Annotated in this window: 23 protein-coding genes and 5 pseudogenes; 13 read left to right on the top strand and 15 right to left on the bottom strand. The window is 68.3% G+C overall.

The genetic code is table 11. From position 1 onward, the window contains the following. Positions 1-62: 62 nt before the first annotated feature. The gene (locus ACF1CT_RS29200) at positions 63-1,325 is read right to left on the bottom strand and encodes an MFS transporter (RefSeq protein ID WP_391786965.1); all 1,263 of its coding nucleotides are present in this window, start codon (positions 1,323-1,325) and stop codon (positions 63-65) included. A gap of 100 nt (positions 1,326-1,425) precedes the next feature. Between ACF1CT_RS29200 and ACF1CT_RS29195 the strand changes: the two genes are divergently transcribed. Beyond that, positions 1,426-2,073, top strand: coding sequence for a TetR family transcriptional regulator (locus tag ACF1CT_RS29195; RefSeq protein ID WP_391786964.1), 648 nt, complete (start codon positions 1,426-1,428; stop codon positions 2,071-2,073). 55 nt (positions 2,074-2,128) lie between these two features. Here ACF1CT_RS29195 and ACF1CT_RS29190 read toward each other — a convergent pair whose 3' ends face one another. The 4 genes and pseudogenes from ACF1CT_RS29190 to ACF1CT_RS29175 all read right to left on the bottom strand — a co-directional run bounded on the left by ACF1CT_RS29190 (position 2,129) and on the right by ACF1CT_RS29175 (position 5,479). Then, positions 2,129-2,986, bottom strand: coding sequence for an SDR family NAD(P)-dependent oxidoreductase (locus ACF1CT_RS29190; RefSeq protein WP_391786963.1), 858 nt, complete (start codon positions 2,984-2,986; stop codon positions 2,129-2,131). Then, positions 2,983-3,399, bottom strand: coding sequence for an alpha/beta fold hydrolase (locus ACF1CT_RS29185; RefSeq protein WP_391786989.1), 417 nt, complete (start codon positions 3,397-3,399; stop codon positions 2,983-2,985). The genes ACF1CT_RS29190 and ACF1CT_RS29185 overlap by 4 nt, the downstream gene beginning before the upstream one ends. 149 nt (positions 3,400-3,548) lie before the next feature. Then, positions 3,549-3,773: pseudogene (locus tag ACF1CT_RS29180) on the bottom strand (alpha/beta fold hydrolase); the annotation flags it as partial. A gap of 164 nt (positions 3,774-3,937) precedes the next feature. Then, positions 3,938-5,479 carry a flavin-containing monooxygenase gene (locus ACF1CT_RS29175; protein ID WP_391786962.1) on the bottom strand — a complete coding sequence of 514 codons (1,542 nt, stop codon included), beginning with the start codon at positions 5,477-5,479 and terminating at the stop codon, positions 3,938-3,940. An 88-nt stretch (positions 5,480-5,567) separates the two neighbouring features. On the opposite strand from ACF1CT_RS29175, the gene ACF1CT_RS29170 reads away from it, so the two are divergent. The 3 genes from ACF1CT_RS29170 to ACF1CT_RS29160 all read left to right on the top strand — a co-directional run bounded on the left by ACF1CT_RS29170 (position 5,568) and on the right by ACF1CT_RS29160 (position 10,011). Then, positions 5,568-6,785, top strand: coding sequence for a PucR family transcriptional regulator (locus ACF1CT_RS29170; RefSeq protein ID WP_391786961.1), 1,218 nt, complete (start codon positions 5,568-5,570; stop codon positions 6,783-6,785). A gap of 1,274 nt (positions 6,786-8,059) precedes the next feature. Further along, positions 8,060-9,481 carry a hypothetical protein gene (locus ACF1CT_RS29165; protein WP_391786960.1) on the top strand — a complete coding sequence of 474 codons (1,422 nt, stop codon included), beginning with the start codon at positions 8,060-8,062 and terminating at the stop codon, positions 9,479-9,481. Positions 9,482-9,717: 236 nt separating this feature from the next. Continuing rightward, complete coding sequence (locus tag ACF1CT_RS29160) at positions 9,718-10,011, top strand: hypothetical protein (RefSeq protein WP_391786959.1); 294 nt, start codon at positions 9,718-9,720, stop codon at positions 10,009-10,011. Positions 10,012-10,025: 14 nt separating this feature from the next. Here the strand turns inward: ACF1CT_RS29160 and ACF1CT_RS29155 are convergent. Further along, a pseudogene (locus ACF1CT_RS29155) lies at positions 10,026-10,906 on the bottom strand (IS5 family transposase). 124 nt (positions 10,907-11,030) lie between these two features. Here ACF1CT_RS29155 and ACF1CT_RS29150 point away from each other — a divergent pair. Then, positions 11,031-11,816, top strand: a complete 786-nt coding sequence (locus tag ACF1CT_RS29150) for a DUF4145 domain-containing protein (protein ID WP_391786958.1) — start codon at positions 11,031-11,033, stop codon at positions 11,814-11,816. 321 nt (positions 11,817-12,137) lie between these two features. Here the strand turns inward: ACF1CT_RS29150 and ACF1CT_RS29145 are convergent, their stop codons facing one another. Then, on the bottom strand, positions 12,138-13,058 hold the full coding sequence (locus ACF1CT_RS29145) for a hypothetical protein (protein ID WP_391786957.1): 921 nt from the start codon (positions 13,056-13,058) through the stop codon (positions 12,138-12,140). A 156-nt stretch (positions 13,059-13,214) separates the two neighbouring features. Between ACF1CT_RS29145 and ACF1CT_RS29140 the strand changes: the two genes are divergently transcribed. Then, positions 13,215-13,379: a hypothetical protein gene (locus ACF1CT_RS29140; protein ID WP_329837617.1), complete on the top strand. Its 165-nt coding sequence runs from the start codon at positions 13,215-13,217 to the stop codon at positions 13,377-13,379. 94 nt (positions 13,380-13,473) lie between these two features. Here ACF1CT_RS29140 and ACF1CT_RS29135 read toward each other — a convergent pair whose 3' ends face one another. Beyond that, positions 13,474-13,623, bottom strand: coding sequence for a hypothetical protein (locus ACF1CT_RS29135; protein WP_391786956.1), 150 nt, complete (start codon positions 13,621-13,623; stop codon positions 13,474-13,476). Between the two features lie 319 nt (positions 13,624-13,942). Here ACF1CT_RS29135 and ACF1CT_RS29130 point away from each other — a divergent pair, with 319 nt between their 5' ends. Then, positions 13,943-15,118, top strand: a complete 1,176-nt coding sequence (locus tag ACF1CT_RS29130) for a transposase (RefSeq protein WP_391786955.1) — start codon at positions 13,943-13,945, stop codon at positions 15,116-15,118. A gap of 42 nt (positions 15,119-15,160) precedes the next feature. Then, complete coding sequence (locus ACF1CT_RS29125; protein WP_391786954.1) at positions 15,161-16,144, top strand: GNAT family N-acetyltransferase; 984 nt, start codon at positions 15,161-15,163, stop codon at positions 16,142-16,144. Here ACF1CT_RS29125 and ACF1CT_RS29120 read toward each other — a convergent pair. Together ACF1CT_RS29120 and ACF1CT_RS29115 are read right to left on the bottom strand one after the other, a co-directional pair. Next, complete coding sequence (locus ACF1CT_RS29120) at positions 16,123-17,286, bottom strand: helix-turn-helix domain-containing protein (protein WP_391786953.1); 1,164 nt, start codon at positions 17,284-17,286, stop codon at positions 16,123-16,125. The two genes, ACF1CT_RS29125 and ACF1CT_RS29120, sit on opposite strands and share 22 nt — an antisense overlap. 89 nt (positions 17,287-17,375) lie before the next feature. Further along, a complete protein-coding gene (locus ACF1CT_RS29115; protein ID WP_391786952.1) occupies positions 17,376-18,029 on the bottom strand; it encodes an HAD family hydrolase in 654 nt (217 codons plus the stop codon). Positions 18,030-18,300: 271 nt separating this feature from the next. On the opposite strand from ACF1CT_RS29115, the pseudogene ACF1CT_RS29110 reads away from it, so the two are divergent. The 4 genes and pseudogenes from ACF1CT_RS29110 to ACF1CT_RS29095 all read left to right on the top strand — a co-directional run. After that, positions 18,301-19,321, top strand: a pseudogene (locus ACF1CT_RS29110) (serine hydrolase domain-containing protein); the annotation flags it as partial. A gap of 74 nt (positions 19,322-19,395) precedes the next feature. After that, positions 19,396-20,031, top strand: a complete 636-nt coding sequence (locus tag ACF1CT_RS29105) for a DUF4365 domain-containing protein (protein WP_391786951.1) — start codon at positions 19,396-19,398, stop codon at positions 20,029-20,031. A gap of 1 nt (position 20,032) precedes the next feature. Further along, positions 20,033-21,163 carry a hypothetical protein gene (locus tag ACF1CT_RS29100; RefSeq protein WP_391786950.1) on the top strand — a complete coding sequence of 377 codons (1,131 nt, stop codon included), beginning with the start codon at positions 20,033-20,035 and terminating at the stop codon, positions 21,161-21,163. Positions 21,164-21,743: 580 nt separating this feature from the next. After that, positions 21,744-22,280, top strand: coding sequence for a hypothetical protein (locus tag ACF1CT_RS29095; RefSeq protein ID WP_391786949.1), 537 nt, complete (start codon positions 21,744-21,746; stop codon positions 22,278-22,280). On the opposite strand, the pseudogene ACF1CT_RS29090 reads toward ACF1CT_RS29095, so the two are convergent. Further along, positions 22,261-22,383 (bottom strand): annotated as a pseudogene (locus tag ACF1CT_RS29090) (IS5/IS1182 family transposase); the annotation flags it as partial. The gene ACF1CT_RS29095 and the pseudogene ACF1CT_RS29090 sit on opposite strands and share 20 nt — an antisense overlap. Between ACF1CT_RS29090 and ACF1CT_RS29085 the strand changes: the two are divergent. After that, positions 22,341-22,524: pseudogene (locus tag ACF1CT_RS29085) on the top strand (DUF6243 family protein). The pseudogenes ACF1CT_RS29090 and ACF1CT_RS29085 sit on opposite strands and share 43 nt — an antisense overlap. Positions 22,525-23,190: 666 nt before the next feature. On the opposite strand, the gene ACF1CT_RS29080 reads toward ACF1CT_RS29085, so the two are convergent. From ACF1CT_RS29080 to ACF1CT_RS29065, 4 genes are read right to left on the bottom strand one after another with little or no spacing between them, the layout of a single operon-like run. Further along, complete coding sequence (locus ACF1CT_RS29080) at positions 23,191-23,379, bottom strand: hypothetical protein (protein WP_391786948.1); 189 nt, start codon at positions 23,377-23,379, stop codon at positions 23,191-23,193. Positions 23,380-23,438: 59 nt separating this feature from the next. After that, positions 23,439-23,798: a hypothetical protein gene (locus tag ACF1CT_RS29075; RefSeq protein ID WP_391786947.1), complete on the bottom strand. Its 360-nt coding sequence runs from the start codon at positions 23,796-23,798 to the stop codon at positions 23,439-23,441. Continuing rightward, positions 23,773-24,696 (bottom strand): hypothetical protein, encoded by a 924-nt coding sequence (locus ACF1CT_RS29070; protein ID WP_391786946.1) that lies wholly within the window; start codon positions 24,694-24,696, stop codon positions 23,773-23,775. The genes ACF1CT_RS29075 and ACF1CT_RS29070 overlap by 26 nt, the downstream gene beginning before the upstream one ends. A gap of 39 nt (positions 24,697-24,735) precedes the next feature. Next, positions 24,736-25,860, bottom strand: a complete 1,125-nt coding sequence (locus tag ACF1CT_RS29065; RefSeq protein ID WP_391786945.1) for a DUF3696 domain-containing protein — start codon at positions 25,858-25,860, stop codon at positions 24,736-24,738. Between the last annotated feature and the right edge of the window lies 1 nt (position 25,861).

Raw genomic sequence — 25,861 nt, 5'->3', positions numbered from 1 at the left:
AAGTGGGACGGCGGCGCCGGGCCGCGGCGGTCGTTCGGTAGGGCAGGGATGGGTGACGGGGGTCAGGCGACGCGGCGCAGCGGCAGGACGCACAGGCCGCCGGCGAGGGTCAGGACGATGGCGAGGACGAACAGTGCCGGGTACCCGAAGGCGGGCACGAGCAGGCCCGCGGTGATCGGGGCGAGCAGCTGCGGCATGGTGTTGGCGATGTTGAGAAATCCGAGGTCCTTGGCTCGGTTCTCCTGGTCGGGCAGGACTTCCGCGACGAGGGCCTGGTCGACCGCGCCGAAGCAGCCCAGGCCGAGGGCGGCGGCGCCGGTGAAGAGGTAGAAGGACCAGAGGGCCGGGGCGAGCACCAGGGGGACGATCGCAGCGGCCATGACGGCGGTGCCGGCCAGGATGAACACCTTGCGGCGCCGGAGCCGGTCCGAGAGCGGCCCGCACACGGCGATGGCGGTGCCGGTGGCGAGCGCGGAGACGATCGCCCCCAGGGCGATGACCGGACCCGCGTGCGCGGTGGACAGGTGCAGGTGGTCGGTCAGCACGTAGAGCTGGTAGACGAGGACGAGGTTGATCCCGAGCAGGGCGAGCAGCCGTCCGCCCAGCGCCCAGAAGAAGTCGGCGTCCTTCGGCGGCAGCAGGCCCCGGCCCAGCTCCCGCAGGGAGATCCGCGGGCGGGCCAGGTCCTTCGAGGACGTGTCCGGGGCCATGAAGAAGAACAGCAGGGCGCCCGCAGCGACCAGCCAGGGCAGCCAGCGCAGCCCCAGGGTCGGCGCGGTGACCAGCGCGCCCGCCGCGACCGCGCCCAGGCTCTGCCCGACCAGCGAACCGAGGCCGGTCCAGGCCGAGGCCTTGCCCAAGCGCTCCGACGGGACCCGGTCGGGGAGCACCGCGTACAGCGGGGCGAGCATCGCGTTGAGGGCGATCTGGAACGCCACGATCAGCACGAGGAGCCCGGCGAAGCCGTCCGCGAAGGACGCCGCGCTGAGGCAGCAGGCGGCGGTGAGGCCGCCTGCGGCGATCCACGGGTTGCGGCGGCCGTGGCGGGACCGGGTGCGGTCCGACAGAAGGCCGAAGGTGATGTTGGAGACCAGGGCGGTGACCGCTCCGGCGGTGGCCAGGACGGCGAAGTGGGTGAGCTTGGTGGCGGGGTCGAGCTCCTCCAGGCGTGCCTGGAGGAGGGTCAGCCCGGCGGCGGCGGGGAACGCCCAGCTCAGGTGGGTGGCGGCGAGCAGGGGGCCCAGCCGGGTGGCTCTCGCGGGGGGCTTCTCGGTGTCGGTGCCGCCTTTGATCAAGGTCGCACCGACGGGTGAGGTGGGCGTCACGGACGGCTCCTACATGCCGTGTTGTGTGGAAGTCGCCTCAAGGTAATGTTGAAAACATTGATGGTCAAGGTTTTGGTTGTGGGCTCGTTAGACTCCACCCATGAGCACTCCCAGGGGGCCGTACGCGAAGACCGCTGCGAAGCGGCAGAGGATCATCGAGGCCGCGCTCGCGGCGTACGCGGAGGCGGGCAGCCGCAGGGTGTCGGTACGGGACATCGCCCAGCGCGCCGGCATGACGGACGCGGGCGTCCTGCACCACTTCGGCGGCCGCGAGGCCCTGCTCACCGCCGTGCTGGAAGCCCGCGACGCCGCCGGAAGCGAGCTGTACGGGTGCTTCGAGAAGCACGACGCCGGCTACGCGGACATGCTGGCGCGGAACGCCGCGACACCGGGCTTGGTGAAGCTCTTCGTCGACTTGGCCGCGGCGGCGGCCGAACCCGACCACCCCGCCCACGACTTCTTCACCGAGCGCTACGACCGCTTCCGCCGAGAACTGACGACCGCCATCGCGACCAAGGCCGCCGAACGGGACGCGGAGGCCACCGGCCCCGGAGCACACCCCGGCTCCCCCGCAGCGCCCGAGCCCCTCGATCCGGCCTGGGCCGCGCGCATCCTCATCGCGGCGACCGACGGACTCCAACTGCAGTGGCTGCTCAACCCCGAGATCGACATGGCTGCCGACCTCTCCCGCCTCGCCGACCTGCTGATCACCGTCGGCACCCGCGCCACGGATCCGGCGGCGAACTGAAGCGCCTCACCTGTACGCACAGAGGGAGCGCACTCCCCCATGCCGTCATCGGTCATCACCCAGCGGCACCGAACAGCTTCCGCTCGAACGCGGCGGTCAGCTTGGGATACAGGCCGGGCAGCAGGCGGACCAGGCGGTCCGCGGTCCTGGCGTCGGAGCCGACGCGCATGCGCGGGGCTCCGGCCTCCACACCGTCGACGATGACGCGGGCGGCCTGTTCGGCGGGCATCTTCAGGAGCTTGTCGTTGTAGACGCGTGCGCGGTCGACCTCGGAAGCTGTCGGGACGAGGCCCCGGTCGCGGGCCTGGGACAGGCCGACGGTGGCGATGTTGGTCTTGACGCCGCCGGGGTGGACGAGAGTCACCCGGACCGGCAGGCGCCCGGTCAGCAGCTCGGTGCGCAGGGTCTCGGTGAAGCCCCGGACGGCGAACTTGCTCGCGCAGTAGGCCGAGAGCGTGGGCTGGGCGAGGTAGCCGTTGACGCTGGAGACGTTGACCACGTGCCCGTCGCCGGAGGCGATCAGGTGCGGCAGGAACGCCTTGGTGCCGTGGATGACGCCGAACAGGTTGACCGCCAGCGTCCGGTCGTACACGTCCCAGTCCGTCTCCAGGACCGTCCGTCCGCCGCCGGTGATCCCGGCGTTGTTGTAGATCTGGTGCACCACCCCGTAGTGCGCGGCGACGGTCTTGGCGTACGACTCCACGGCGGCACGGTCGGCGACGTCAAGAGGGGCGGTGTGCACCTCGGCGCCCAGCGCCCGGGCCCGGTCGGCGGTCTCGCCGAGGCCGCCGTCGTCGATGTCACTGACGGCCAGCCGGGCGCCGCGCTTGGCCAGTTCGAAGGCGACCTGACGGCCGATGCCGGCGCCGGCGCCGGTGACCACGGCCACCTTGCCGCGGACGCTGTTGCTCATACGGGTTCTCCTGCCGAGGGGGCGGGCACGACGCGAGCGCCGTGCGCGTGGGCGAGTTCGGTGGTGAGGCCGACCAGACGGTCGAGGACGCCGGGCGCCAGGTTGTGGCCCATGCCGGGGATCTCCACGTTCCGGGCGCCGCGGATCGCGGCGGCGGTGGCGCGGCCGCCGCTGGGATGCACCAGGAGGTCGCGGTCGCCGTGCACGACCAGCGTGGGCGCGGTGATCCGGTGGAGTTCGGCGGTACGGTCGCCGGAGGCGCGGATGGCGTCGATCTGCCGGGCCATCGGCGCACCGGAGCGCCTGCCGCCCGTACGCTCCCACACGCCCGCCGACCAGGCCCGCTCCAGCGCCTCGTCGGGCGGGAAACCGGTGCCGCCGATGTGCGCCACAAGCTCCAGGTGCCGGGCCACGGACTCCTCGACGGTACGGGCCGCGGGCTTGACCAGCCGCGCGACGGTCGACCAGGCCGGCCGACCCGCCGGGCTCCCGTGGTGGAGAAGATCGAGGTGAGCGTGGCGACCCGGTCGGGGTGTCGGGCCGCGAGGGTCTGCGCGATCATGCCGCCCATCGACATGCCGACCAGGTGGGCCCGGCCGATGCCGAGGTGATCCAGCAGGCCCAGGGTGTCGGCCGCCATGTCGGCCAGGTCGTACGCGTCGGGGCGGGGGCGGGCGAGGAGTTGGCGCGTCCGCCCCGGCGGCGGGGCCGCGATCCGGTCGGACCGGCCGGCGTCCCGGTTGTCGAACCGCACCACCCGGAAGCCTCGGCCGGTGAACCCGGCCACGAGGCGGTCCGGCCAGGAGGTCAGGTCGAGCCCCAACCCGGCTAACAGCAGCAGCGGTTCGCCGTCGTCCGGGCCGTGCGTCCGGTACGCGAGGCGCGGCCCGGCCGGCGGCTCGACGAACCGGTCGCCGTCGGATCCATCCGTCGTGGCGTCGTCCCCGCCCGTCACGCCGCCGCCCCCGTCCGGGCCGCGGCCCGGGAGAAGACCAGTTCCCGGTCGGTGACGCTGCCGGAGCGCAGCAGCTTGACGTCGTCGCGGTAGTCCATGGAGGTCAGCCACGGCATCCGGTCCCCCTGCCGGGGCAGCGAGTCGACGGCGCGCCGGACGTAGCCGGCGCCGAAGTCGAGGAGCGGGCGGGTCACCATTCCGGGGTCGGCCGGCTCGGGTCGGCAGCTGTCGTAGCCGTGGGCGTCCAGATGGGCGAGCAGTCGGCAGAAGTGCTCGCAGAGCAGGCCGACCTTCAGCGTCCAGGACGAGTTGGTGTAGCCGATGGCGAAGGCGAAGTTCGGCACGCCCGAGAGCATCATGCCCTTGTATGCGAGGGTCTCCGACAGCCGTACCTCACGGCCGTCGACGGTGAGGCGGATGCCGCCGAACGCCTGCACGTTCAACCCGGTGGCGGTGACGACGACGTCCGTCTCCAGCTCCTGCCCGGACTCAAGGAGGATGCCCCGCTCGGTGAAGGTGGCGATCCGGTCGGTGACCACGGTGGCCCGGCCCTCGCGGATCGACCGGAACAGGTCTCCGTCGGGAACGGCGCACAGCCGCTGGTCCCAGGGGGCGTACGGCGGGTTGAAGTGCACGTCGACGGGGTAACCAGCGGGCAGCTGACGGGCGTTGGACCATCGGATCACGCGCCGCGCCGTCTTCGGGAATCTCCGGCAGAAGCTCCAGACGAGACGCTGCTGGGCGATGTTCCTGCGCCGGGACAGGGCGTAGCCGCGGCGCTGTCCGAGGTACCTCTTCAGCGCGTTGGCGATCGCGTCGGCGCGCGGTATCGGCATGACGTAGGTCGGCGTGCGCTGGAGCATGGTGACGTGCGCGGCGGTGCCCGCCATCGACGGGACGAGCGTGACCGCGGTCGCCCCGCTGCCTATCACCACGACACGCTTGCCCGCGTAGTCCAGGTCCTTCGGCCAGTGCTGCGGGTGCACGACCGGGCCCGGGAAGCGGTCCAGGCCCTCGAAGCGGGGCGTGAAGCCCTCGTCGTAGCGGTAGTAACCGCCCGCGCAGAACAGCCAGCCGCAGGTCAGCGTGGTGCGCTCGCCGGTGTCGGTGTGTTCGACCTCGACGGTCCAGCGCGCCTCGTCGCTCGACCAGGACGCGCCGAGAACCTTGTGGTGGTAGCGGATGTGCGCGTCGATGCCGTTCTCGGTGGCGGCCTGCCGCAGGTAGTCGAGGATCCGCGGCGCATCGGCGATGGACTGCTCGTCGCGCCAGGGCTTGAACTCGTACCCGAAGGTGTGCAGGTCCGAATCCGAGCGTATGCCCGGGTAGCGGAAGAGGTCCCAGGTCCCGCCGGACACCTGGCGGGCTTCGAGGACCGCGAAGCTCTTCGACGGCAGCTCGGTCTTCAGGTAGCGCGCGGCACCGATGCCCGAGATCCCGGCTCCGACGATGAGGACGTCGAGGTGCTCGACGGCGGACCTGGCAGAGGACGGGGACACGGGCGGCTCCGGGCGGTGTCGGTGGACGGGTGTGTCCATGCTGGTCGCGCCGCCGCACGGCAACAACGTGCAAACCGCACCATCCGGGTCGAGTGGAGGTGACGATCTGCACAACTACGATGGGTACATGTCATGGCAGTCGCCCTCGCCCCTGGTACGGGAACTGATCCGCCGGGGCGCCGAGATCGCGCTCACCCCCTCGCCGGACTGGCTCGCCGAGCTGGACGCGGCGATTCTGTCCGGCGACGCCAGACGACAGATCGCGGCCGATCCGGTGCTGGCCGCCGGGACACGCCGGACCAACCGCTCCAACCTGTTGTTCTGGGCGGCCTCCAACGTCCGCGCGCCGGGCGAGCCGGTCCCGGCCAACGACACGGAGGCACCCCTGGCCGTCGCCCGGGACATGATCCGGCGAGGCCTTGACGAGTCCGCTCTGGACGCCTACCGGGTCGGCGAGAGCGTCGCTGTGCGGATGTGGACACAGATCGCCTGCACGCTCACCAGCGACCCGGAGGAGCTGCGCGAACTCCTCGACGTTTCCCTGCGCTCCATCGCCGCCTTCGTGGACGACACCGTCGGCGCGATCTCGGCCCGGATGCGCGCCGAGCGGGACGAGCTCACCCGGGGCACCCACGCCGAACGCCGCGAGACCGTCGCCCTCCTGCTGGAAGGGGCGCCCATCACCCAGCAGCGCGCCGAGAGCCGGCTGGGCTACCGGCTGCAGCCGAAACACACCGCCGCGATCATCTGGACCGAAGCCCCCGACGCCGACCTGAGCCAGCTCGACCGGGCCGCCGACGCATTCGCCGAGGCCGCCGGCCAGCCGCGCGCCCTGAGCATCATCGCGAGCGCCGCCACCCGCTGGCTGTGGGTCCACGGCCGGCCCGACGGCGACCGGGCGCACGCAGCACTGGACCGGCTGCCGGACGTGCGGGTCGCGTTCGGCTCCACCGCGCCAGGCGTCGACGGCTTCCGTCGCAGCCACCTCGAAGCCCTGACCACCCAGCAGATGCTCACCCGCCTGACCTCACCCTCACGGATGGCCTTCCACCACGAGGTCGAACTCGTCGCCCTGCTCACCGCCGGCCCCGAACGTGCCGACCGGTTCGTCACACGCACCCTCGGCGAGCTGGAGACCGCGCCACCCGAGATCATCGAGACCCTGCGCGTCTTCATCGCCGAACAGTGCAACGCCACCCGTGCCGCCGCCCGGCTGTTCACCCACCGCAACACCCTGCTCCGGCGCCTGGCCCGCGCCGACCAGCTACTGCCGCGCCCCCTCGCCCAGCACACGATCGAGGTCGGCGCCGCTCTCAAGGTCCTCCAGTGGCGCGGATACCCCTGACGCCGCCGAAAAGTGCACAGAGAAAGCACCTGGCCCTTCCATCGAGGGTCGACAGCGGGCAGCCTGCTCAACAGCTCCCGGAATCAGCTCGGACGGCAGCCGGAATCTCCCTGCCATGTTCGCGCCGTACCGGATGAGGACAGCGGTGGGGACTCCTCCCCGGAAGTGGATACTCCACCGGCTCCGGGCACGGCGTCCCGCACTACAGCCTGCCGCGGGGCGGGGCGCCCGGCATCCCCGAACCGCGAGCCTGCGGCTTGAAGCCCTTCCCCGGGCGCCGGAGTCCCTACGACCCCTGACACGGCATCCGTCCGACGCCCGCCTCGGCATCACGGAACGTCACGACCGAGAAGCGAAGGGGCGGAACCGGCCAACAGCTCGGCAGCGGGCCTCAGCACCCCATCGCGGCGGCCGCCTCCACACAGGCGAGTGCCCCGCCCGGCAGCCTCAACCCACACCTGACGCACCATCAGGCAACGCGTCGTTCATGGGTCACACGTGCGTCAGGTGCGTCGAATACGCGTCAAGACATCGCACCTGACACACGTATCGCCCATAACGCACACTCGGGAAAGCGGCAGATCAGGCGCCCTTGGCGGCCGGCTCCAGAATCGCCACGCACTCCATATGATGCGTCATCGAAAAGATGTCGCGGAGAGCGGGGACTGGAGAAAGTGCAGGCCAGATGGCCTATTCCTGCCTCCCCGGCGACCGGTGAAGTCACCCGAGCGTCAGATGAGCGTCAAAGAGAGCCGGGCCCGCGCTTCTGCTGGTGCCGCATCAGACAACGTTCGCCCCACCGAGTATCCCGCATAGCCGTTCGTCGGCGGCGTGCTCGTTCCGCCAGACGAGCGGCTACCACGCTCGGCATCACGCAGGCCTCCGGCAGGGTGAAGCGGACCCGCGAGGAGATATGGGCCCACCACCTTGAGGGCGGCTGCCCAGTACCACGCACGCGAGGGCCACCTCAACGCGTCCCGCAGCCACGGGGGAGCAGGCCGACGACGAAACCGTGCGGCCCGGGGCCTGGATCAGCCAGCAGCAGGTCAAGGCCGGGAAGCTGTCGCTTCAGCAGGCGAGGAGCTGTCCGCCTTGGACATGCGCTGGTCATAGACGAACGGCCGCGGGCACGCTACGCGGGCGGACCGGTGGCTGAGTGATCTCTGCAATTCTCGCTGCGGCAACGGCCCGTAGGCGGTGGCTGCCTCGCGGGCGATGCTCAGGCTGCGGACCCCCGCGCCGCCCAAGGTCGCCGTCGCCGGGCGGCTGCCGAGATGAGCATTGCCGACCGCGCCGATCCGAGACGATCGCGCGGCTCTCGCAACCGCTGCCATAAGGTGATCGTTTGGCTACTGAGAAAGGTGCATCGCCTCGTGAATTCAGTCCGCAAGTCCAGCAGTTCAGCCCTAATCGCCGCCCTCGCGATGGTCTTCGCTGCCAGCTGCACCCAGCAGCCCGAGCGTGTCGATTCCACCCCTCCAGCCCCGACCGGCAAGCAGACCTTACCGGCCCGCGCCGTCTACGATCCCCCAGCGAAGTTCAACACCCAGGCTGGCGTCCTCATGCCCTGGGAGGCCACATCCGGGCTGCTGAGCGTCGGCGGAACCTGGCTGGGTGACAGCAAAATCCCGGTGGCTCTCCACAAGGACAAGGCATACGTGGCGACCCTCGACCGCCTGCTGGCCTTCAACACGACCACCGGTTCGCTCACCGCCACTATCGCTCCCACGGCTGATGCGCTGAGTGTGCTCAGCGAGAACGACCGCAACAACGCCGCTCCTCCGGTCGTCACCCCAGGAGCCGATCCGCTGGTCCTCGCGCCGTTCTTCGTACGGCGGCCCGGAGTCGGAACTCAGGCAGCCACCAACTTCATCGAGCTCACTGCCACCGACGCGTCCAGCGACAAGGTCGGCTGGAGGCTGCCCCTGACGCTGCCGTCCTGGACAAAGGACGGCAGCCCGCGCACTGTCTCGGTCATAGGAGCCTCGGAGAAGGTCGCCATCGTGACGGTCAGCACCGGCGCGTCTTCGCTGTTCTCCGCTGCTACCACCTACGGCATCGACCTCACCGCACGCCGTGTCGTGTGGACCAAGGACCGGTTCGAGGCGACCGCCGTAACCGGGAAGATCGTGGCAGGCGAGCTGGAAACCTCTGACGGGACCTACGAATCCGCACGCGGCTACGACCTGCTCACTGGCACCGAGCGCTGGCACGGAGAGGACCGTCTCAACCTCGACGTGAAGCCCGCCGGGCCGCACCTCCTCCTCGTCCAGGCACAGAACAAGGACGACGCACGCGTACATATCCAGCAGTTCCTCGATCCCGCGACCGGCGCGGTGAAGCACGAGGCTCCGGAGGACATCGCCGGCTCCCGCTGTGGCCATGATGGGCAGAACACCGTTGTCTGCTCCTGGAACCAGGGAAACCTGTACAAGGTCTGGGCATTCAACGACCGCACCGCCTCCCTGCTGTGGCAGCTGCCAGACCAGACTGCCAATCGCATCGCGCCGCGGGTCACAGCCGTCTGGAACGGACGGGTCTACGGCAAGACGGACAACGGCCCCCTCGCTCTGGACTCACGGACCGGAGCCGACCTGCCGACCCGCCCGGGTGTCGCCCCCTTCCTCGTCAACGGGTACACCGGACTCGCCCTGTCCCCGGAAGATGACCTGACCGCGTACCCGGCCGCTAGGTAACCGGGATGCTGCGCGGTCGACGCCCCCGGCTGAGGGTGGCCGCCGCCGCACAGAGCCGGGCATCGGATGAGAGCTGCTGGCAAGGCCGCATGCCGCGCCCGCCGCTCCGTCTTTGCTGAAGTTCTTTGGCGGGCTCCCCAATTGGGGAGCCCGCAGGCCTGTCCGGTCTACGTAACCTGGGGTTGGTGAGTGCGCTAGGTAGTGTCCGGCGGATCATGAGGCCGTAGGGTCTGACCGTGATTAACCTCCAGGTCCGAGGCGAGAACGGCACGATCGAGGCCCGCGCGAAGCACGGTGTGGTCTGGGGACCTGAGCTGGCTGGTCTTGATCAGGCCGTGTTTCCGATGCTGGGACACCTGCTGCCGTACGCGGATACCGTTTTCAACCACAGGCAGGTGTCAACCCTGTTGGAGGAGGTACCGCGGCTGCCTGCAGGCGTGCTGGCTGATGAGTTCGCACGCGAGCTGATCGAGCTGGGTCAGGTAGTTCTCGCCGGACAGGGCCTGTACCTGTGGTTCCTCGGGGACTGAGACTGCGGGCCAGCTCAGCACCGGAGCCACAACCGGACAGCCGCAGTGGTGACGGTGCCGTGAAAGACGTAGGCCCTCTTGTCATAGCGGGTGGCGACGGCCCCGGAGTTCTTGAGCCGGTTGATCGTCCGCTCGACTTCGTTGCGGCGTTTGTAGATCTCGCTGTCGAAGCTGGCGGGCCGGCCGCCCCCACTGCCGCGACGTTTGCGGTTGGCCCGCTGGTCCTTCGGTTCGGGGATGGTGTGTTTGATCTGGCGTCTTCGCAGGTAGCGCCGGTTCCGACGTGAGCTGTATGCCTTGTCGCCGCCCAAGTGGTCCGGCCGGGTGCGGGGACGACCGCCTTGGGGGCGAGGAACGCGGATCCGTTCGAGGACCTCGATCATCTGCGGCGCGTCGCCCCACTGGCCAGGCGTGACCAAGAAGGCCATCGGGCGGCAGCCACCTTCACACGCGAGGTGAATCTTGCAGGTCAGGCCGCCCCGAGACCGTCCGAGTCCTTCGTCGGGGCGGTGGTGTCGAGGCGTCGTCCTTTTTTCGGGACACGTGGCTTCCTCTTGCGAGCGCCGGCCGCGTGCTGATGGGCACGGCAGGACGTCGAGTCGACGCTGACCATGCTCCAGTCGATCCGGCCCGCGAGGTCGGCGTCGGCCTAGACGGCACACAGGATCCGGTCCCACGTGCCGTCCGCCGACCAACGCCGGTGCCGTTCATAAATGGTCTTCCAGCTGCCGAAACGCTCAGGGAGGTCCCGCCACGGTATGCCTGTCCGGACCCGGAACAAGATCCCGTTGATCACTCTGCGGTGGTCGTTCCACCGTCCTCCACGCAGCCCCGACGCCGGCAAGTGCGGCTCCAGCCGGACCCACTCGGCATTCGTCAGATCACCCCGCCCCATGCCAGACACAACGAGTCGGCAATCCGACAGTCACACGATCCGCCGGACAGAACCTAGAGCCGTCCTTCTACGTCCTCGTAAAACCCCGCCCATGGGTGCGTTGCCGCTGGCAGGATGAGACGCTATGGCAAACGTCTTGATCAAGGATCTACGGGAAATCTCGAAAGGCTTCTCCGAGAAACTGGAAGAGTGGCCCCACATCCCGTGTCCCACGTGCGTGCGGGGGGTATTGCAACCGGTCCCCGAATCCTTCGTGGAAGAAGAGAGGGTCACCAGTAAGTCCTGGCGCAACCATGAAGCATGGGAGCCCGAGTGGATTCAGGGCGACTTCCTCTGCATCCTCACGTGCCAGAAAGGGGCCTGTGACCACGTACGCGTCGTCGGGCACAGCGCGGTCGAAGCGACAGGCAACTGGGAGTGGGAGGGAGAACAGTACGAGCAGCGCTTGACGCCGACCATGTTCTTCCCAGCGCTGCCTCTGCTCGAAAGCCGCCCCCTCTGCCCGAAGGAGGTGGGGAAACGGATGGATATCGCAGCCAAGATCATTTGGCTCGACCCCAACTCTGCTGCGAACCGGATCCGGTCGGCGGTCGAGGCCCTGATGGACGAGCAGGGGATCATCCGCTACAAGCCCGACCGTAGAGGGAAGCCGTCGAGAATCAGCCTCGACCAACGAATCTCTACGTTCAAGGCAGCGCTGCCAGAGCACGCAGAAGCCGCTGACCTGCTCTTGGCCGTCAAATGGATCGGCAACGTGGGCAGCCACGAGGATCTTCTCCGCAGCCGTGACGTCCTGGACGGAGTCGAGTTCCTGGACCATTCCCTGTCCCTGATCTACGACACGAACCACGACGACATCAAGAAGCGGGCAGCCGACGTAACTGCGCGGCGGGGACGCCCCAGCAGCTGATCCATCGCTGACTCATAGTGACCGTGAGCGCGGGGCAGTCAGGGCGGACGAGCGCGTCCGCGCTCGGCGTCCCGGGTGCGGGCCCCTTGCGGGCCACGCGTTCACCGGCAGCGACCGAACCGGCCCCGGAGGGCCTCCCGGCAGCTGCCTGGTGTGGCCTGCGGCCTACCGCACGTCACACGCCTCGCCACACCTCTGCCGCTCGGTGGAGCGCTGCGGCACGGTTCATCCTGGGTGCCATCTGGCTCCCGCTCTTACTGCACCCGACAGCATTGCGAGACTTCCCCTGGGGTGAATGCTGCGGGCCAGCCTTGGGAATCGTCAGCGCGCCAGTTTGAGGCGTGCAGTCTCTGCGGCATGGGAGGCTGCTTCGATCAGCCCGAGTTCGCCGGCGAGCGTTCCCACGAAGGCATTGACCGCCTCGATCGCGCGGCCCTCCATGGTGTCGGGCTCTGCGAAGTACGCCGCGAACTCTCCAGCGCCGATGGTCACCATGGCGGGCCGACGGGCCTGGTAGTCGGCCCACATCGGTCTGTAGACGGAGCGCACTCGGTCGAGCTCGGTTTCGTCGATCTCCTCATGCCGAAGGCGGCGGATTGTCTGCTCCTGGGCCCTCCACATCGCGATGTGGTGCTGGACGGAGACCGGCCCGAAGGGTCCGGGAAGGGCTCGTTCGATCCTCGGCATACCGGGCTGGGCCGACCAGGGCGAGTGCAACTCCGTGAGGACCGCGGTCAGCCTGTCGATGTCAATCCGGCCGGTCCGCTCGCCTTCCTCGAGGACGAGCTGGGCGGCGCGCCGTTGCTTGGGGGTGGCCGAGGGGTGGGCGAGTTGCTCGACGATGGCGCGGACGTTCTCCCTGCGCCGAACGGCGGTCGTCTGGCCGGTGGCGCGCGCGTGGGTACGCAAGGCTCGGCGGGCCTGCGGGGTGAGCACGATCGTGTCGTCGATCAGCCACAGGTACAGCACGACGCGGATCAGGGAGCGTTGCGGGATGCGCCCCAGCGGGGAACGCTCGCGGGCTTCGAGAAGTCTGGTGAACAACTCGCGTTGCTCGGGTGGGAAGACTCGCGGATCGCTGCCGTGCGCTCTGGTCTTGCGCGGCTCTGGGTTGGCAAGCATGCCGTCCTCGACCCAGGAGGTCACCATCCTGGGACTGGCTTTCACACCCAGCGCGAGCCCGTCAGCAACCAGATCGGCCGAGGTCCCCTCAACCCACGTGGTGGCCTGATTCCCGTTCATGCCGCCGAACTTACATCGAGATTCGAGCCCCGGAAGCTGCGTTCAACCCACGTCAGCCATAAGGCTTGGGCCAGCAGAAACTGCGCCCCGCACCGTATCCCTGGCAGGAACACCCGGTGCGGGGGCAGCCGACTCATCCCCTGAACGGAGACCGTCATGTCCCACCGTACGCACCGTCCCGCCCCGAAGCGCCGACGCGCCCGCCACCGTCTTGTCCAGGGCCTCGGGCAGGCGGCGTTCTACGCCGCTTCCGCCACGTTGGCTGGCGGGCTGGTCCGCGAGCTGCTCCACCTGGTCCACATGTCCGTCTTCTCGTGCTGACCTGAAGACCAGTGAGACGCCGCGTCCGAGCCTGCCGGGCGCGGCATCTCACTGGCCCTCTAGCTTGACTCTGTCGGTGATCTTGGAGGCAAGGTCAGGTGCCGGGGGTGCACCAGGACTCCGAGCCCGTGGCGAGGGCAGCGATCGGCTGCTTGAGCTGGCTGGCCCCCTCGCCGCCATCCACCGCATCACAGGCCCCCGTACCGGTCGGCTCGCCGGAGCCCGGCAGTACCGCACCTGGCACTGCTACCTTCGCGGCCGTCTCAACACGTACACGACTGCCGCACCCGACCTCGCGCCCGCCTCTCGCTGAGAGCGGTGGAGGACGTGGCGCAGGAATAGACGGCAACGGGCACGTGCCCGAGACCGCCGGACGGGTTGCTCGGCATGTCTCAAGGCTGCTGGCCTGCGATGCCCTGGCCCAGGCACGGCCCGTGTCGCAGGAGCAATGCTCATGACCTGGATCGGCCTCGGGTTGGACGCGAAGGGCGTACCTTCCCGAGTGATCGACTTCTGGTCATCGAGTAGGCCGACGTTGCACCGTCGGTTGGGAAGGCACGCCCGTGCTGAGCGTAGTGAATGCCGATGGAACGACCGAGACCGGCTCTCTGATCGACGACATCGTCCGCGAGGGCGCGGCCGCCGCTCTGGAGGCTGAAGTCCACTCCTACATCGTCGAGTTGGCCGACCAGCGAGACGAGAGTGGGCGCCGCCTGGTGGTCCGCAACGGCTATCACCAGACCAGGAAGGTCGTGACCGCGGACGGGGTGATCGAGGTGAAGGCCCCACGCATCAACGACAAGCGCATCAACGAAGCAACCGGCGAGCGCAAGCGGTTCTCCTCGGTGATCCTGCCGCCGTGGTGCCGCAAGTCCCCGAAGATCAGCGAGGTGCTGCCGCTCCTCTACCTCCACGGCCTGTCCAGCGGGGACTTCGTGCCCGCGCTCGAGCAGTTCCTCGGCTCCTCGGCCGGCCTATCGCCGGCCACCGTCATCCGGCTGACCGCCCAGTGGCAGGCCGGCCACAAGGCGTTCAGCGAGCGCTACCTGTCCACCACGGACTACGTCTACGTCTGGGCCGACGGTATCCACCTGCGCATACGGCTGGAGGAGGCGAAGGCCGCGGTCCTGGTCGTCATGGGCGTGCACGCTGACGGAACCAAGGAGCTGATCGCGATGGCCGACGGCTACCGCGAGTCCTCGGAGTCCTGGGCGAGCCTGCTGCGGGACTGCCAGCGGCGCGGCATGCGCGCTCCCGTCCTCGCCGTCGGCGACGGAGCCCTGGGCTTCTGGAACGCGTTGGACGCCCCGAAGTCAGCTCAGCCCGCGGCAAAGAAGGCCGTCCAGGACATCTACAACACCGAGGACAAGGAGCACGCGGCCGCCGCGGGCAAGGCGCTCGCCAAGCAGTACAGCGCGAAGTTCCCCAAGGCCGTCAAGAAGATCGTCGATGACGAGGATGAGCTGCTGGCGTTCTACAACTTCCCCGCCGAGCACTGGATCCACCTGCGGACAACCAACCCCACCGAGTCGACCTTCGCGACCGTCCGCCTGCGAACCAAGGTCACCAAGGGCGCCGGATCCCGGGCCGCCGCCCTGGCAATGGTCTTCAAGCTCGTCGAGTCCGCCCAGGCCCGCTGGCGAGCCGTGAATGCACCCCACCTCGTTGCCCTCGTCCGCGCTGGGGCCCGCTTTGAACGCGGCCAGCTCCTTGAACGGTCGCAGACGACCGCGGCGTGAATAGGGTGGCGGACCTGCCTCGAAGTTCGAGAACATCCGGCCATGTTGGATGGCACGGCAGGACAGGACCTTCCGGTCGACCTCGGGTTCCGACCGTATCGCGGCGACGAAGACGACTGCGCCATGGCCGCGGTGCGGCTGGGGTGTGTTGAACGGGACCGGGTCGATGTCCATTCGGTAGTGGAAGGGCTCCCGACAGCGGCCGAGATCGCCGAAGCTTCTGCCAAGTTGGAGGAGCCGTCCAAAAACCAGATCCTGGTGGTGCTCGACGAGAGCGTCGTCGGCTACGCGACGATCCGGTGGTGGCAAGAGCGGGACGATACGTGGCTGTACCTGCACCGCGGCTACCTCTTGCCCGGGCATCGCGGCCAGGGCATCGGCTCAGCCATGCTGAGCTGGGCCGAAGAGCGGATCCGCCAGCTCGTCAAACAGCACGGAACGGCGCGGACGGCAGTGATCGGCGCGAACGCCATGGCCTCCGAGCAGGACGCCACGGCACTTCTGCGCGCAGCCGGCTACCGACATGTCTTCAGCCTGGTCGAGCTGGAGCTGGGCGATCTGCAGCAGGTGCCCGAGCCGGGCAGCGAGCTGCCGGCCGGGATGCGGACAGGGCCGATCGGGACAAGCCACTACCGTGCAGCCTGGAGGACGGTCGTCGATTCGTACGCGGACCGCGGTTTCACTCAGAGATGGCCTTTCCAGGACTTCGTCGACACCGCCGACCCGGCATGCTGGAGGGCTGCCTGGAACGGGCAGGACATGGTCGGCGTCGCCCTGTGCTCCATCCGCCGTCACGACCACACCGTGGGCGAGGTGGAAGAGCTGAGTGTCCGGACGGACCAGCGACGCCTCGGAATCGGCCGGGTCCTGCTGCTGGACGGGCTGCGGAGCCTTCGCGAGCAGAGTGCAACGACCGCTCGGCTGTTCACGGGCACGGCAAATCCACACCGGTCCTACGACCTTTACGAGAGCGTGGGATTCCAGCGGCGGAACGAGTACGTCCGTTACCGCAAGCCGCTTGCTTGATCGACCGGCCATTGGGCTGTCGGGTCAGTCCACAGGATTTGACAATACCTCCAGCCAGGAGCCATCTCGCACACAGTTTGGAGGGTGTCGGCAGCGGCCTCCCACCGTCGGCATTCCACCTGGGTGAGGGCGACGTCCAGGCCGTAGCGGGCACGGGTGGCCAGGGGCACTCTGGCATCCAGGCGGACGGTATCCATGAGTCGCAGAGCCCCGCCCGTGTCTCCGAGCGCCACCGCGATGCTCATCGCCTGCGTGGCGGCGTATATCGGCCCATACGGCTGGGCGTGAGAACCCCGGGCATGTTCGTCCCCGATGCGGGCGGCGACGGCGTGCGCCTGGGAAAGGTACTCGCGGGCGTTGTCCGCGCTCGCCCCGCCCCGGGAGGCGGCGACGGCGGCGTTCGTGACGAGCTGGCCGTAGACACTGAGCCGGTCCGGGTCGTGCTCGCTCATCTTGGGCTCGATCCGGTCGGCCTGGGCCGCTGCGAGGAGGAATCCCTGCTTGGTGCGCCCATCACGGAGATTGACCCACGCGGTCGTGGCGGCGAGATGGGCGTCACGAAGGTCGTCCCCGGTCCGCACGGCGACCTGGCGGCCATAAGTGAGGGCCGCATACGCCAGATCTCGCGAGCCGAGCACGTTCGCGGCCATGCCGGCGGTCTGGAAGGTGTCGCTCAGCACTCCCCCGGCGGCCCCCTTCTCTTCGAGGCTGGCGGCGTCGAAGCGGGCCCGCGCCTCGGGGAGAAGCTGCCCGAGGAGCATTCCCAGCTCGGCGTACCGACCGCCCCAGTAAGCGGCGTCCGCGCGGCGCAGGACAGCACGGAGCTCTTCGACACTTCCCGGCTCGACTTCGAAGGGAATGCCGATCGCGGCGTCATGGGTGGCGGCGGAGACCATGCGCAGCGCGGCCCGCTCGTCCCGGTCCATGGAGCGGCGAGGCGCCTGTTGCCCAAGCAGCACGGCGATGTCGGTACCGAGCGCGTGGGCGATGGAGAGCAGGGACGGCAGCGATGCCGTCCCTCCGCGTTCGAGCTTCCGAACCACCCCGACAGACACCCCGGCGGCCTCCGCCAACCGCTCCTGCGTCACCCCGCCCCGCAGCGCCTTCAAACGCTCCGAGGTGGTGTACTCCGACCACTCCATGGTCCAGACCCTCCGCGTGGTGAGCCCCACACGGACAGTACTGGCCGGAGAGGGAACACGAACGCCCTTTCCGGGGAAGGAGGTTGACCTCAGGCGGCGTGAACCGCTGTGACCCCGAGCAGTGCTTCAAGCTCGGCCACGGCCGCGTCCTCGTCCGTGACATGGACAGTGGAGATCCCCAGCGCGGCGGCCGGCGGAAGGTTCACCGCGTGATCGTCCACGAACACGCACTGCTCGGCGGGCAGCCCGATCCGTTCCAGGGCGAGTTCGTAGATCGCCGGATCGGGCTTCGCCATGCCGACCAGCTCGGAGACGACGTGCACGTCGAACAGGTCCCAGATGCCGACGTGTTCGTACGGGTTGAACGGGTCGAGGCCGAAGCTGTTGGACAGCAGGGCAAGCCGGTGGCCGGCGGCACGCGCGGCACGCGCGAGCGCGACCATCCGGCGGGCCACAGGCACCCCGGCCCAGGCCCGCCCCATCAGGTTCACGGGGTCCACGTGCTCCCCCAGCAGCGCCGCTGTCCCCTCGTTCCACTCGGCCTGCCCGATCTCTCCGATTTCCAGAGCCGTGTACAGACGCCGGCCTTCAGGGTGATCGTTGAGAGTGCTGCGCCACGCACCCGGAGCCAGCCCTTCTGACACGCACCAGGCGCGGTGGACATCGATCGGGCTGGCAGTAAGCACCCCGGTAAAGTCGAGGATCAGGCCGCGCCTGTCGGCGACATCAGTCCTGTGCGGCATCCGGTGATCGTTCCTTCCCCGATGGGTTCTCTCAGCGACGCTACCGCGCACTGACCGTGCGGACGGGCGAAGCCTCTCTCACCGATTCGCGCGAGCACCTGGCGTACTGCCCCGACGGAACGCCTGGGCTCGGAAATGCCCGATGGCAGCCACGGGCCGTTCACCCGCCTCCTCGCGTCCCGCCCCAGCGGCCCCCGGCACGCCGTTGCCCGGCACACCCCGGTCGACTCGCTACGTTGAGCGACGAAACACTTACGCAAAGGGGGAGATCATGCCGTACCGCACCGAGCACCTGCTGAGCGAAGACGTCCGCGACAAGGTCTACCCGGGCGCGGTGTGGGGCGTCGATGACTCGGGCGGAGTCCGGGCGACAGTCACCACCGGTGTCCTGGCCCCCTACGAGCCGGACGTGAAGATGCGGCTGGACACCGTCTTCGACGCCGCCAGCCTCACGAAGATCCTCGCGGTCTGGGCCTCCATCGGCGCCCTGTGGGAGGACAGCGTCCTCGACCTCGACGCCCCTCTCGGCTCCTTCTGGGGCGAGGCCGCCGACCATCCCCTCGGATCCGTGACCACCCGCCAACTCCTGACCCACACCGCCGACCTCCCTCTCCGGGCCCAGCTGAAGAACCTCTACGGCACCGACCCCGCCGACATCAGCCGCAGGGCCCTGCACGAAGCCCTCAACCAGCCGCCCGGCGAAGCCGTCGAGTACACCGACCGGGCCACCCTCAACCTCGGCCACCTCGCCGAACACCTCTCCAGTCAGACCCTCGCCCAGCCTTCCGAGACGAGAACCTGGCGCTCGCTGGGCATGGAAGCCACCCGTTTCAGCCCACTGCCCGCCGACATCGCGTCCCGATGCGCCCCCACCGAACTCGACCAGGACACCGGCACCCACCTCAAGGGCGCTGCCTACGACTTCTCCGCCCGCCTCCTCGGCGGAGTATGCGGCATCGCCAGCGCGTTCACCGTTCTCGACAACCTGGCCGTCTTCCTGCGGTACATGCTCGACCACAGCACGGCCCCACCGAAGCCGGCTTCGGCGCCGAGCGGAGCGCCCACTCCCTCACCACGCAGACCGGTGGTCTCCAGCCGGAACTTGGCCTGTTCTGGCACCCAGCCCCCGACATCACCGACGAACAGGACGTCTGGGCCCACTACGGCTTCACGGACACCGGCATATGGATCTCCAGGACCGCTGGGCGGTCCGGCTGACCAACAGGCTCTACTACACCCGCGACCGCCAGCCGCTGACCGACGTCCACAACGCCTTCCGCCAGGAGGCATTCGGCTGCCCTCTCCCCGCGGCCCAGAGCAGAACGCCGATGTCATTGACAGCAGACGGCTCCAAGAATGAGGACTCATGGCCCTGTTGGACACACGTGGCGAAAAAGAAGCGTCGCGGACTCCTGTTGACGATCTGAAAGTTGAGGCCCTGTTCCCACATCCCTCGCCCACGCCTATTCTCGCGATCAAGCGGCAAGGGGGAGGGCGCGTGGCAGGCGAAGCGACAAGCTGGCAGAAGGAACAGATCAGCCGCGCGTACGTACACGCACTTGCTTCCCAAGGCGGTTACACCGTGGGCGAGTGGAACGTCGACAAGGACGGTGTCGACGTCACACTCCGGGATCGCGGCCTGATGGTCGACTTTCAGCTCAAGTGCACCCAGAGTCCGCGGGTCGTCCGAGGCGGGTACAGCTTCGACCTGGACGTCGAGACCTACGACAAGCTGCGCAGCACGGAACGCTCAGCACCTGGACACTTGGTCCTCTTGGTGGTGCCGCCCAACCTTGAACTCTGGGTAACCCAGCACTCCGATTCCGTCGTGCTCGCCTGCCACGGATACTGGGCCTGCTTACACGGCCGCGACTCTGTGGCCAGCCGTGCCACGACCGCGATCAGCCTGCCGGAAGAGCAACAGCTCTCAGTGAAGTCCATGCGCGGCATGTTCAACATGGCACGCAGCATTCTTCTGTCCGGCAGCGCGGGGGTGCACTGACATGGCTACCGACACGCTTCCCTTCGGGCCCGACGAGATCCGGAGCTATCTCAAGGTCACCGGCTGGTCCACCGTGTCCGGAGGAGAGGTAGCCGAACTCTGGCGCCTTCCGGGGCCAGCCGAGGAAGTCGTACTCGTCCCCATGAAGCCGGGCGCCCCGGACTTCGGCAAGCGCGCACGCATGCTCGTCGAGGACCTGGCGCGTGTCAGCGCCGAAGACACGCGGACAGTCCAGGACGCCATCGCATCCGTGTTCCACGACGTCACGGACCTCAGGGCCTCCCACCCCACCATTCACGACGGATCGATTCCCCTGGACGCCGGATTCGAACTGTTCCAGTCCGCCAAGCGCCTTCGCGTGGCCTCAGCAGCGGCCACCATCCGCCGCCAGGGACACTTTCGCAACTTCCCCACCCGCGCCCGGGAACAGGCCCGCGACGTCCGCCTCGGACAGACCCGCAAGGGCTCGTACATCGTGCCCATCATCAGCCAGGCGCGGTCGCCGCTGGACGTGTACGAACGGGGGCAGAAACAGATCGACATCGAGGTCGAGGAGACGCTCTTCGATCGGCGAGTCACCGCGACAATGTCCCGTGCCCTGGGAGTGCTGGAGGAGATGGCCGGTGCCGAGCGGGTGCCCACGCCCAGCGAGATCACGGATTCCATCGGAGAAGGCGTCTCGTACGAACTCTGCCAGGCCCTGTCGAAGGTCGTGAACAGCGACGCGGTCGACACGCTGGACGTCACCTTCAACTGGTCCCGCGTAGCTCCAGCTCCGCCCGGCACACCACGGGAGGTCGAGTTCAACCACGATGCCATCGCCATCGTGGAGCGGGTGTCCGACCAGCTCAAGACGAGCGTCTACAGCCGCGAGAACGTGCTCTTCGGCTTGGTTACCCACCTCAACCGGCACCCGAACGACGAGACAGGCAGAGTGGGCGTACAAGCCCTCATCCAGCGACGCAGCCGCACGGTCTGGATGGACCTCCCGGACGCCGGCTACCACGAGGCGGTCCGCTGCCACGACTCCGGCATTCCCGTGCGCGTCCGAGGGGTGCTCAACAGCCCACCCGGAGGATCCGCCACCATGCAGGTCGCCGACTTCGGACCGGATCCGTCCCTGGGGCAGTAGCCGCACACCCGATGTCGAACACTGACGCGAGGTGTGCCCCAGCAGCACACTCCCGAGCGGCCTCCTCATGTCTGCGGGTACGTCCGGGAATTGGCCTGGCACCAAGTTCGAGACACTAGGCTGCTTGCCGGACCTGACGGGAAGAGGGCAATGCAGTACTGCGAGCTCCACGAAATACACAACTGCGCGGACTGCGCTCCGCGCACACCTCGCAGCGGCTCGCCTACTGGCGAATGGGACGAGTGGCCAGCCGCTGCGATCATCATCCACGCCAGCGGCAAGGCCCACCTTCCCGGCTGCGGGCACATCGTCCCAGCCGACATTCGGCCACCCCTCTATGGCTGGGTGCTCACCCCCTCACCGGAAGCATGGCGCCGTCTTGCGTCTTCCCACCCGCTGCACGCCACGCAGGGCAACACCGAGCGATCGGGTGTGAGTCGCTGCATGACCTGCGACGAAACGCAGTAGGAAGTTGTTGTCTTTCCGGACTTGGGGGCGGCGTTTTCGCTGGTCAGGAGTAGGGGCGGTGGTTCTGTGGGAGTTGTGACCTGTCATGTCGTCGCTCCCCGGGAGGTTGCGGGTGCCGTCGGTTGTCGGACTGCTGGAACAGCACGAGCTCGCAGCTCGCTCTCGGGTTGACGGGCTGCGTGAGGAGGCCGACCGTATCCAGGCCGAACTGGCCGTGGCCGAGCTGGAATGGCAGGAGTGGGTGATCGCCCGCAGACGGGTCGATGCGGTGCTGGCTGCAGACTGCGGCAGCACCGCCGACACGGAGGACGTCCCGGATCCGCGGGCTGCGGGCGGGCCGTCGGTGCTCCGGGATTCAGCGAAGCCGAAGTCGCAGGTGCCGGTGTGGCGTGAAGGGCTGGCCTGGTCGGTGCTGTCGGTGGACTACCAGCGCATTCTGCAGGCTCTCTCGGACCGGGACCGGCTCCATCAAGGGCCGCTGACCTGCCAGGAGATGGCCGTGATGTTCGGTCTGGACGCGGTGCCGGCCAAGGTGGAGGCACTGCGGTCGAAGGCGAAACGCCTGGTCGCGCGCGGCTGGCTGGCCGCGCCTGCGCCGGGCCGGTTCATGCTCGCGAAGGCTGCGGCCGGGCGAGGCGGCGGGTCATGAGCAGGGTCATCGACCAGTAGATCATCGCCTCGGCGCTGGTGGTGCGGCGTTCGTAGTCGCGTGCCAGGCGGCGGCCAGCGCAAGAGGCTGTCCTGCGTCGAACGGCAGAAGAACGGTCCGCACCGCAACCTCGACCGCCAGGGTGCCGCCGACCAGAAGGCGGAGCTGGGTGTGCAAAATGCGCGAGAAGGTACGCACAGCTGAGAGCGCCGGACAGACGAGCGACGACACCGCACAGAGGTGACGCATCGCCGCCGCCGGGCGGCACCGCAAGGGGTAGGGCCCGGACCGCGACGCGCAGTCCGAGCCCTGGTGCCGCATCGGGGCTCTGCTGCCGTACTGGCTGCCGTGCCTAGTAGTGTCGATCACTCTGCCAGAGGCAGCAGCCAGCGTCCCATGGTTCAGCTATGGGACTTCCTCGACGTGCTCTTGCCGATCGGCCCCGAAGCCCGCGCGTGCTGCAGGACCGGAACTTCCCTAGGCGTTGGAAGATGGCAAAACGAACCAGGCTCGACGGACTTCCACTACGGCGAGATGAAGATGCGCCGACACGGCACCGAAGCACCTCTGGGCAAGCAACTGCTCCTGAGCAGGCACTGGACAGTGTCCGGATAGGAGCTGCGGGCCGTTCGTGCCCTCACCTCCCGCAGGAGAACTCCGGCCCACCGTTACCGCAGGAAATGCCAACTGACACACCATCAGAACGAGCGTCAAGTGAGCGTCACGAGCGTCAAGATATCGCCCGTAACGCCCACACCACACATAATGCGCACGGCTAAAACCGCAGGTCAGGCTTCCTTCTTCACAGGCTCCAGGATCGCCACGCACTCCACATGGTGCGTCATCGGAAACGTGTCACTGAGCGAGAGATATGAATAGCAGCAGGTCAATAGCTGTCTTCTGGGCTACTCTAGGGGGCTTGGGGTATGCGGAACGTCAGTTGAGCGTCACGACGGGCCGGAGTGGCTTTCTCATTCAAGCCGATCAGCGTCTCGACCGGGTTCATCCACACGAAGCGGTGCAGATCACGCGGGTCGTCCCCGTACAGCCGCCGGTGGATGTCGGATGCCGTTTTCTGCGCCGTGTGCTGGTACAGCACCCATACGGAATCGGCGGGAGGCTTCGCATCGCCTGTCCAGGCGCGTACGTCGTCCCAGGTCAGCTGGAAGACCGCCAGCCGTGCCCGGTGCGCGGCCGGGTCTGCTTGTCGCCGTCGGACGCGATGCGGTTGTGGGTGGGGCTCGCGTGATAGCGGTAGCCGTCCAGATAGACGGCGACGCGCCTGCGGTCGTCATCCAGGCTGCGGAAGACGACGTCGGACACGGTGAACCCGAGGTCGGTCTGCGTCTCCATGCGCCAGCCGCTGACCGTGCCGTCCGGGGCCGTGAACCGCAGTGTCGTGTCGCGCTCACCGTCGGGCGTCTGCGCGGTGCGCACGCTGACGACGTCGAAGCCCTCGGCCCAGGCGAGGAGCCCCGGTCCGGGAGTCCGGTCAGAGGTCTGGACGGATCTTGCCACCGACGTGCGCGATTCGGAGCTTGCCGTCTTCTCCGACGGGGCGGAAGTGGATACGGCCGGCGCCCGGAGTGAAGCGGGCGTGGAGGTGGAACGTCTCCGACCGCCCGTCCAGGTCTTCGAACCGACATACGCGCTTGCGCGTCTCGCCCTCCGGAGTCACCTTGCTCCGCCATTCCGGCTCATGCGTCGCGGCAGGGTCCCATGCGGCGGCTGCGGCATCCAACCGCTCCAGGCAACGTCGCACGGGCACAACCCAGCGCGGGTCGAGGTTGCTGAACTGAGCCTCGGTGCGGGGCAGGAACTGGAGGCTCGGATAGAGGTCAGCCCTGCGTTCCCAGATCTGGCGGCCAGTCACTGCCCGGGCCAGGCTCGACCTCCGGATCCAGCCGAGGTGTTCCTCGACGTGCGGCACGGCCGAGATGTGCCGCACGTCGACAGTATCGTGCTCGAACTCCAAGGAACCGTCGTCAAGTTCGACGAGCTCGCTGCGTTCGATACTGACTGTCGACCTCTGCCACTCACGGGAGACCGGAAGACTAACCGCGACACCATCCATGAAGTGCGCGGCACCCAGGGCCTGGGCTTCTTCTCCCTCGTGGCGGTAGTCGAGTTGGCCGTCCGCACCCGGTTCCGGAAAGACACTGCGGACCGGGGACCTGTTCCGCAGACCGAGGAGACGCTGCCAGCGGACATGATTCTTCGGGCTGGCCCCGATCCATTTGCCGACCGGATAGCCCTCGGCGATTTCCAGTGACTTGAGCGCGACCTCGCTGACCAGAGAAGTCTCAACCGGGTCCTCCTTGGCGACGGTGCGCACGGCGTCGACCAGGTCGGCCATCGCCGCATCGGCGCGGTCCGGGTCACAGGCAACGCCGCAGGACTTCTCGTTCAGGAACAACAGAGGCACACTTCCCCCTCAACCGTTGGCTGTTCTTCGTCAGTCCAGCAACTGATCCAGTGAGTTCTCCCACTCGTCGAAGAACCCTTCGGGCCACTGGGCCAGCATGCCGTCCTCGTCGACCCGGGGGCTGATGACCTCGGCACCCGAGCCATTGCCCTGGAAGAAGTGGATGAGCGCCTCCTCCGGCCGCAGGTCTCCCCGTTTGACGGCAAGGCGGACTCCGTTGAGGACGTGGTCGCTGTGGGTCTCGACGATCATTTGCGCCCCGGTAGCAGCGGCCGCCGAAATCAGTGCCGCCATCCTGCTCTGCCCTTTGGGGTGGAGATGGGCCTCGGGATTCTCCAGCAGGATCAGGCTCTCTGGAGTGGCTGTGAGACAGGCGACCACGATCGGCAGCGCGTAGGTGAGGCCAAAGCCGACATTGGTGGGGCGGCGGCGCCGGGTGGCGTTGATTCCGGCGGTGCCACCGAAGCCGTAGGAGAGACGGACGAAGTCGGTGCCCTCGATCGCGGAAGCCTGGAGGTTCACACCGGGGCAGAGTTCCTGCATCCAGGCAACCGTTTGATCGAGGAGTTGAGGGGAGGCCGCACCCGGATGGCGCAATGGCCCTTCGGGGACTTCTCTCTCGGTGAAGTGGCGCAGGTAGTTGACCGTGTGTTCGCCCCGGACACCAAGGAACCCGCGGTCGATGGCTACCTGCCGTGATCGCGGGTAGGTGACAGCTGGCGTGATGCGATCGGCGTGCAGGTACTGGAACGGTGTGTCGAGCAACTGGGAGAGCTCCGGCGAAACCCTCACCTCCATCACGTCTTCGTCGGGCTGCTCCGCGTCGTACAACGCGGCGACGCGGACCGCGTCACCCACCTCGACAACGAGGCCCACCACAGGCGCCTGGGTGGCCAGCAGGTCGTCGGCGGGACCGAAGTCGTCGTGCAGGACGTCGCGTGCGGTTCCGAGCTCCACCAGCTCGCCGTTGAGCAGCAGCCCCCCTCGGGGGGCCGTCGCCCGGTCGGGCCCGAACGACTGGCGAAGCAGGGCGAGGGACTGGACGACACTGCTCTTGCCGGAGGAGTTCAGTCCGGTGAGCAGGGTCAAGGGACCCATGGGGAGTTCAAGGCGGCGAAACGCCTTGAAGTTGACCAGGGTGAGCCGAGTGATCACT

This window comes from Streptomyces sp. NPDC014734 (genome assembly GCF_043083325.1).
Taxonomy (GTDB): Bacteria; Actinomycetota; Actinomycetes; order Streptomycetales; family Streptomycetaceae; genus Streptomyces.
The sequence above is the reverse complement of the archived record's forward strand: the minus strand, read 5'-3'. Positions and strand labels throughout refer to the sequence as shown.

Bases quoted from the DNA above. Each gene is read 5' to 3' on its own strand.
- ACF1CT_RS29140 (WP_329837617.1), top strand. From the start codon at position 13,215: ATGTCCCACCGTACGCACCGTCCCGCCCCGAAGCGCCGACGCGCCCGC.
- ACF1CT_RS29190 (WP_391786963.1), bottom strand. From the start codon at position 2,986: ATGAGCAACAGCGTCCGCGGCAAGGTGGCCGTGGTCACCGGCGCCGGC.
- ACF1CT_RS29105 (WP_391786951.1), top strand. From the start codon at position 19,396: ATGGCCCTGTTGGACACACGTGGCGAAAAAGAAGCGTCGCGGACTCCT.
- ACF1CT_RS29165 (WP_391786960.1), top strand. From the start codon at position 8,060: ATGAGCATTGCCGACCGCGCCGATCCGAGACGATCGCGCGGCTCTCGC.
- ACF1CT_RS29125 (WP_391786954.1), top strand. From the start codon at position 15,161: ATGTTGGATGGCACGGCAGGACAGGACCTTCCGGTCGACCTCGGGTTC.
- ACF1CT_RS29170 (WP_391786961.1), top strand. From the start codon at position 5,568: ATGTCATGGCAGTCGCCCTCGCCCCTGGTACGGGAACTGATCCGCCGG.
- ACF1CT_RS29100 (WP_391786950.1), top strand. From the start codon at position 20,033: ATGGCTACCGACACGCTTCCCTTCGGGCCCGACGAGATCCGGAGCTAT.
- ACF1CT_RS29115 (WP_391786952.1), bottom strand. From the start codon at position 18,029: ATGCCGCACAGGACTGATGTCGCCGACAGGCGCGGCCTGATCCTCGAC.
- ACF1CT_RS29195 (WP_391786964.1), top strand. From the start codon at position 1,426: ATGAGCACTCCCAGGGGGCCGTACGCGAAGACCGCTGCGAAGCGGCAG.
- ACF1CT_RS29175 (WP_391786962.1), bottom strand. From the start codon at position 5,479: ATGGACACACCCGTCCACCGACACCGCCCGGAGCCGCCCGTGTCCCCG.
- ACF1CT_RS29145 (WP_391786957.1), bottom strand. From the start codon at position 13,058: ATGAACGGGAATCAGGCCACCACGTGGGTTGAGGGGACCTCGGCCGAT.
- ACF1CT_RS29150 (WP_391786958.1), top strand. From the start codon at position 11,031: ATGGCAAACGTCTTGATCAAGGATCTACGGGAAATCTCGAAAGGCTTC.
- ACF1CT_RS29120 (WP_391786953.1), bottom strand. From the start codon at position 17,286: ATGGAGTGGTCGGAGTACACCACCTCGGAGCGTTTGAAGGCGCTGCGG.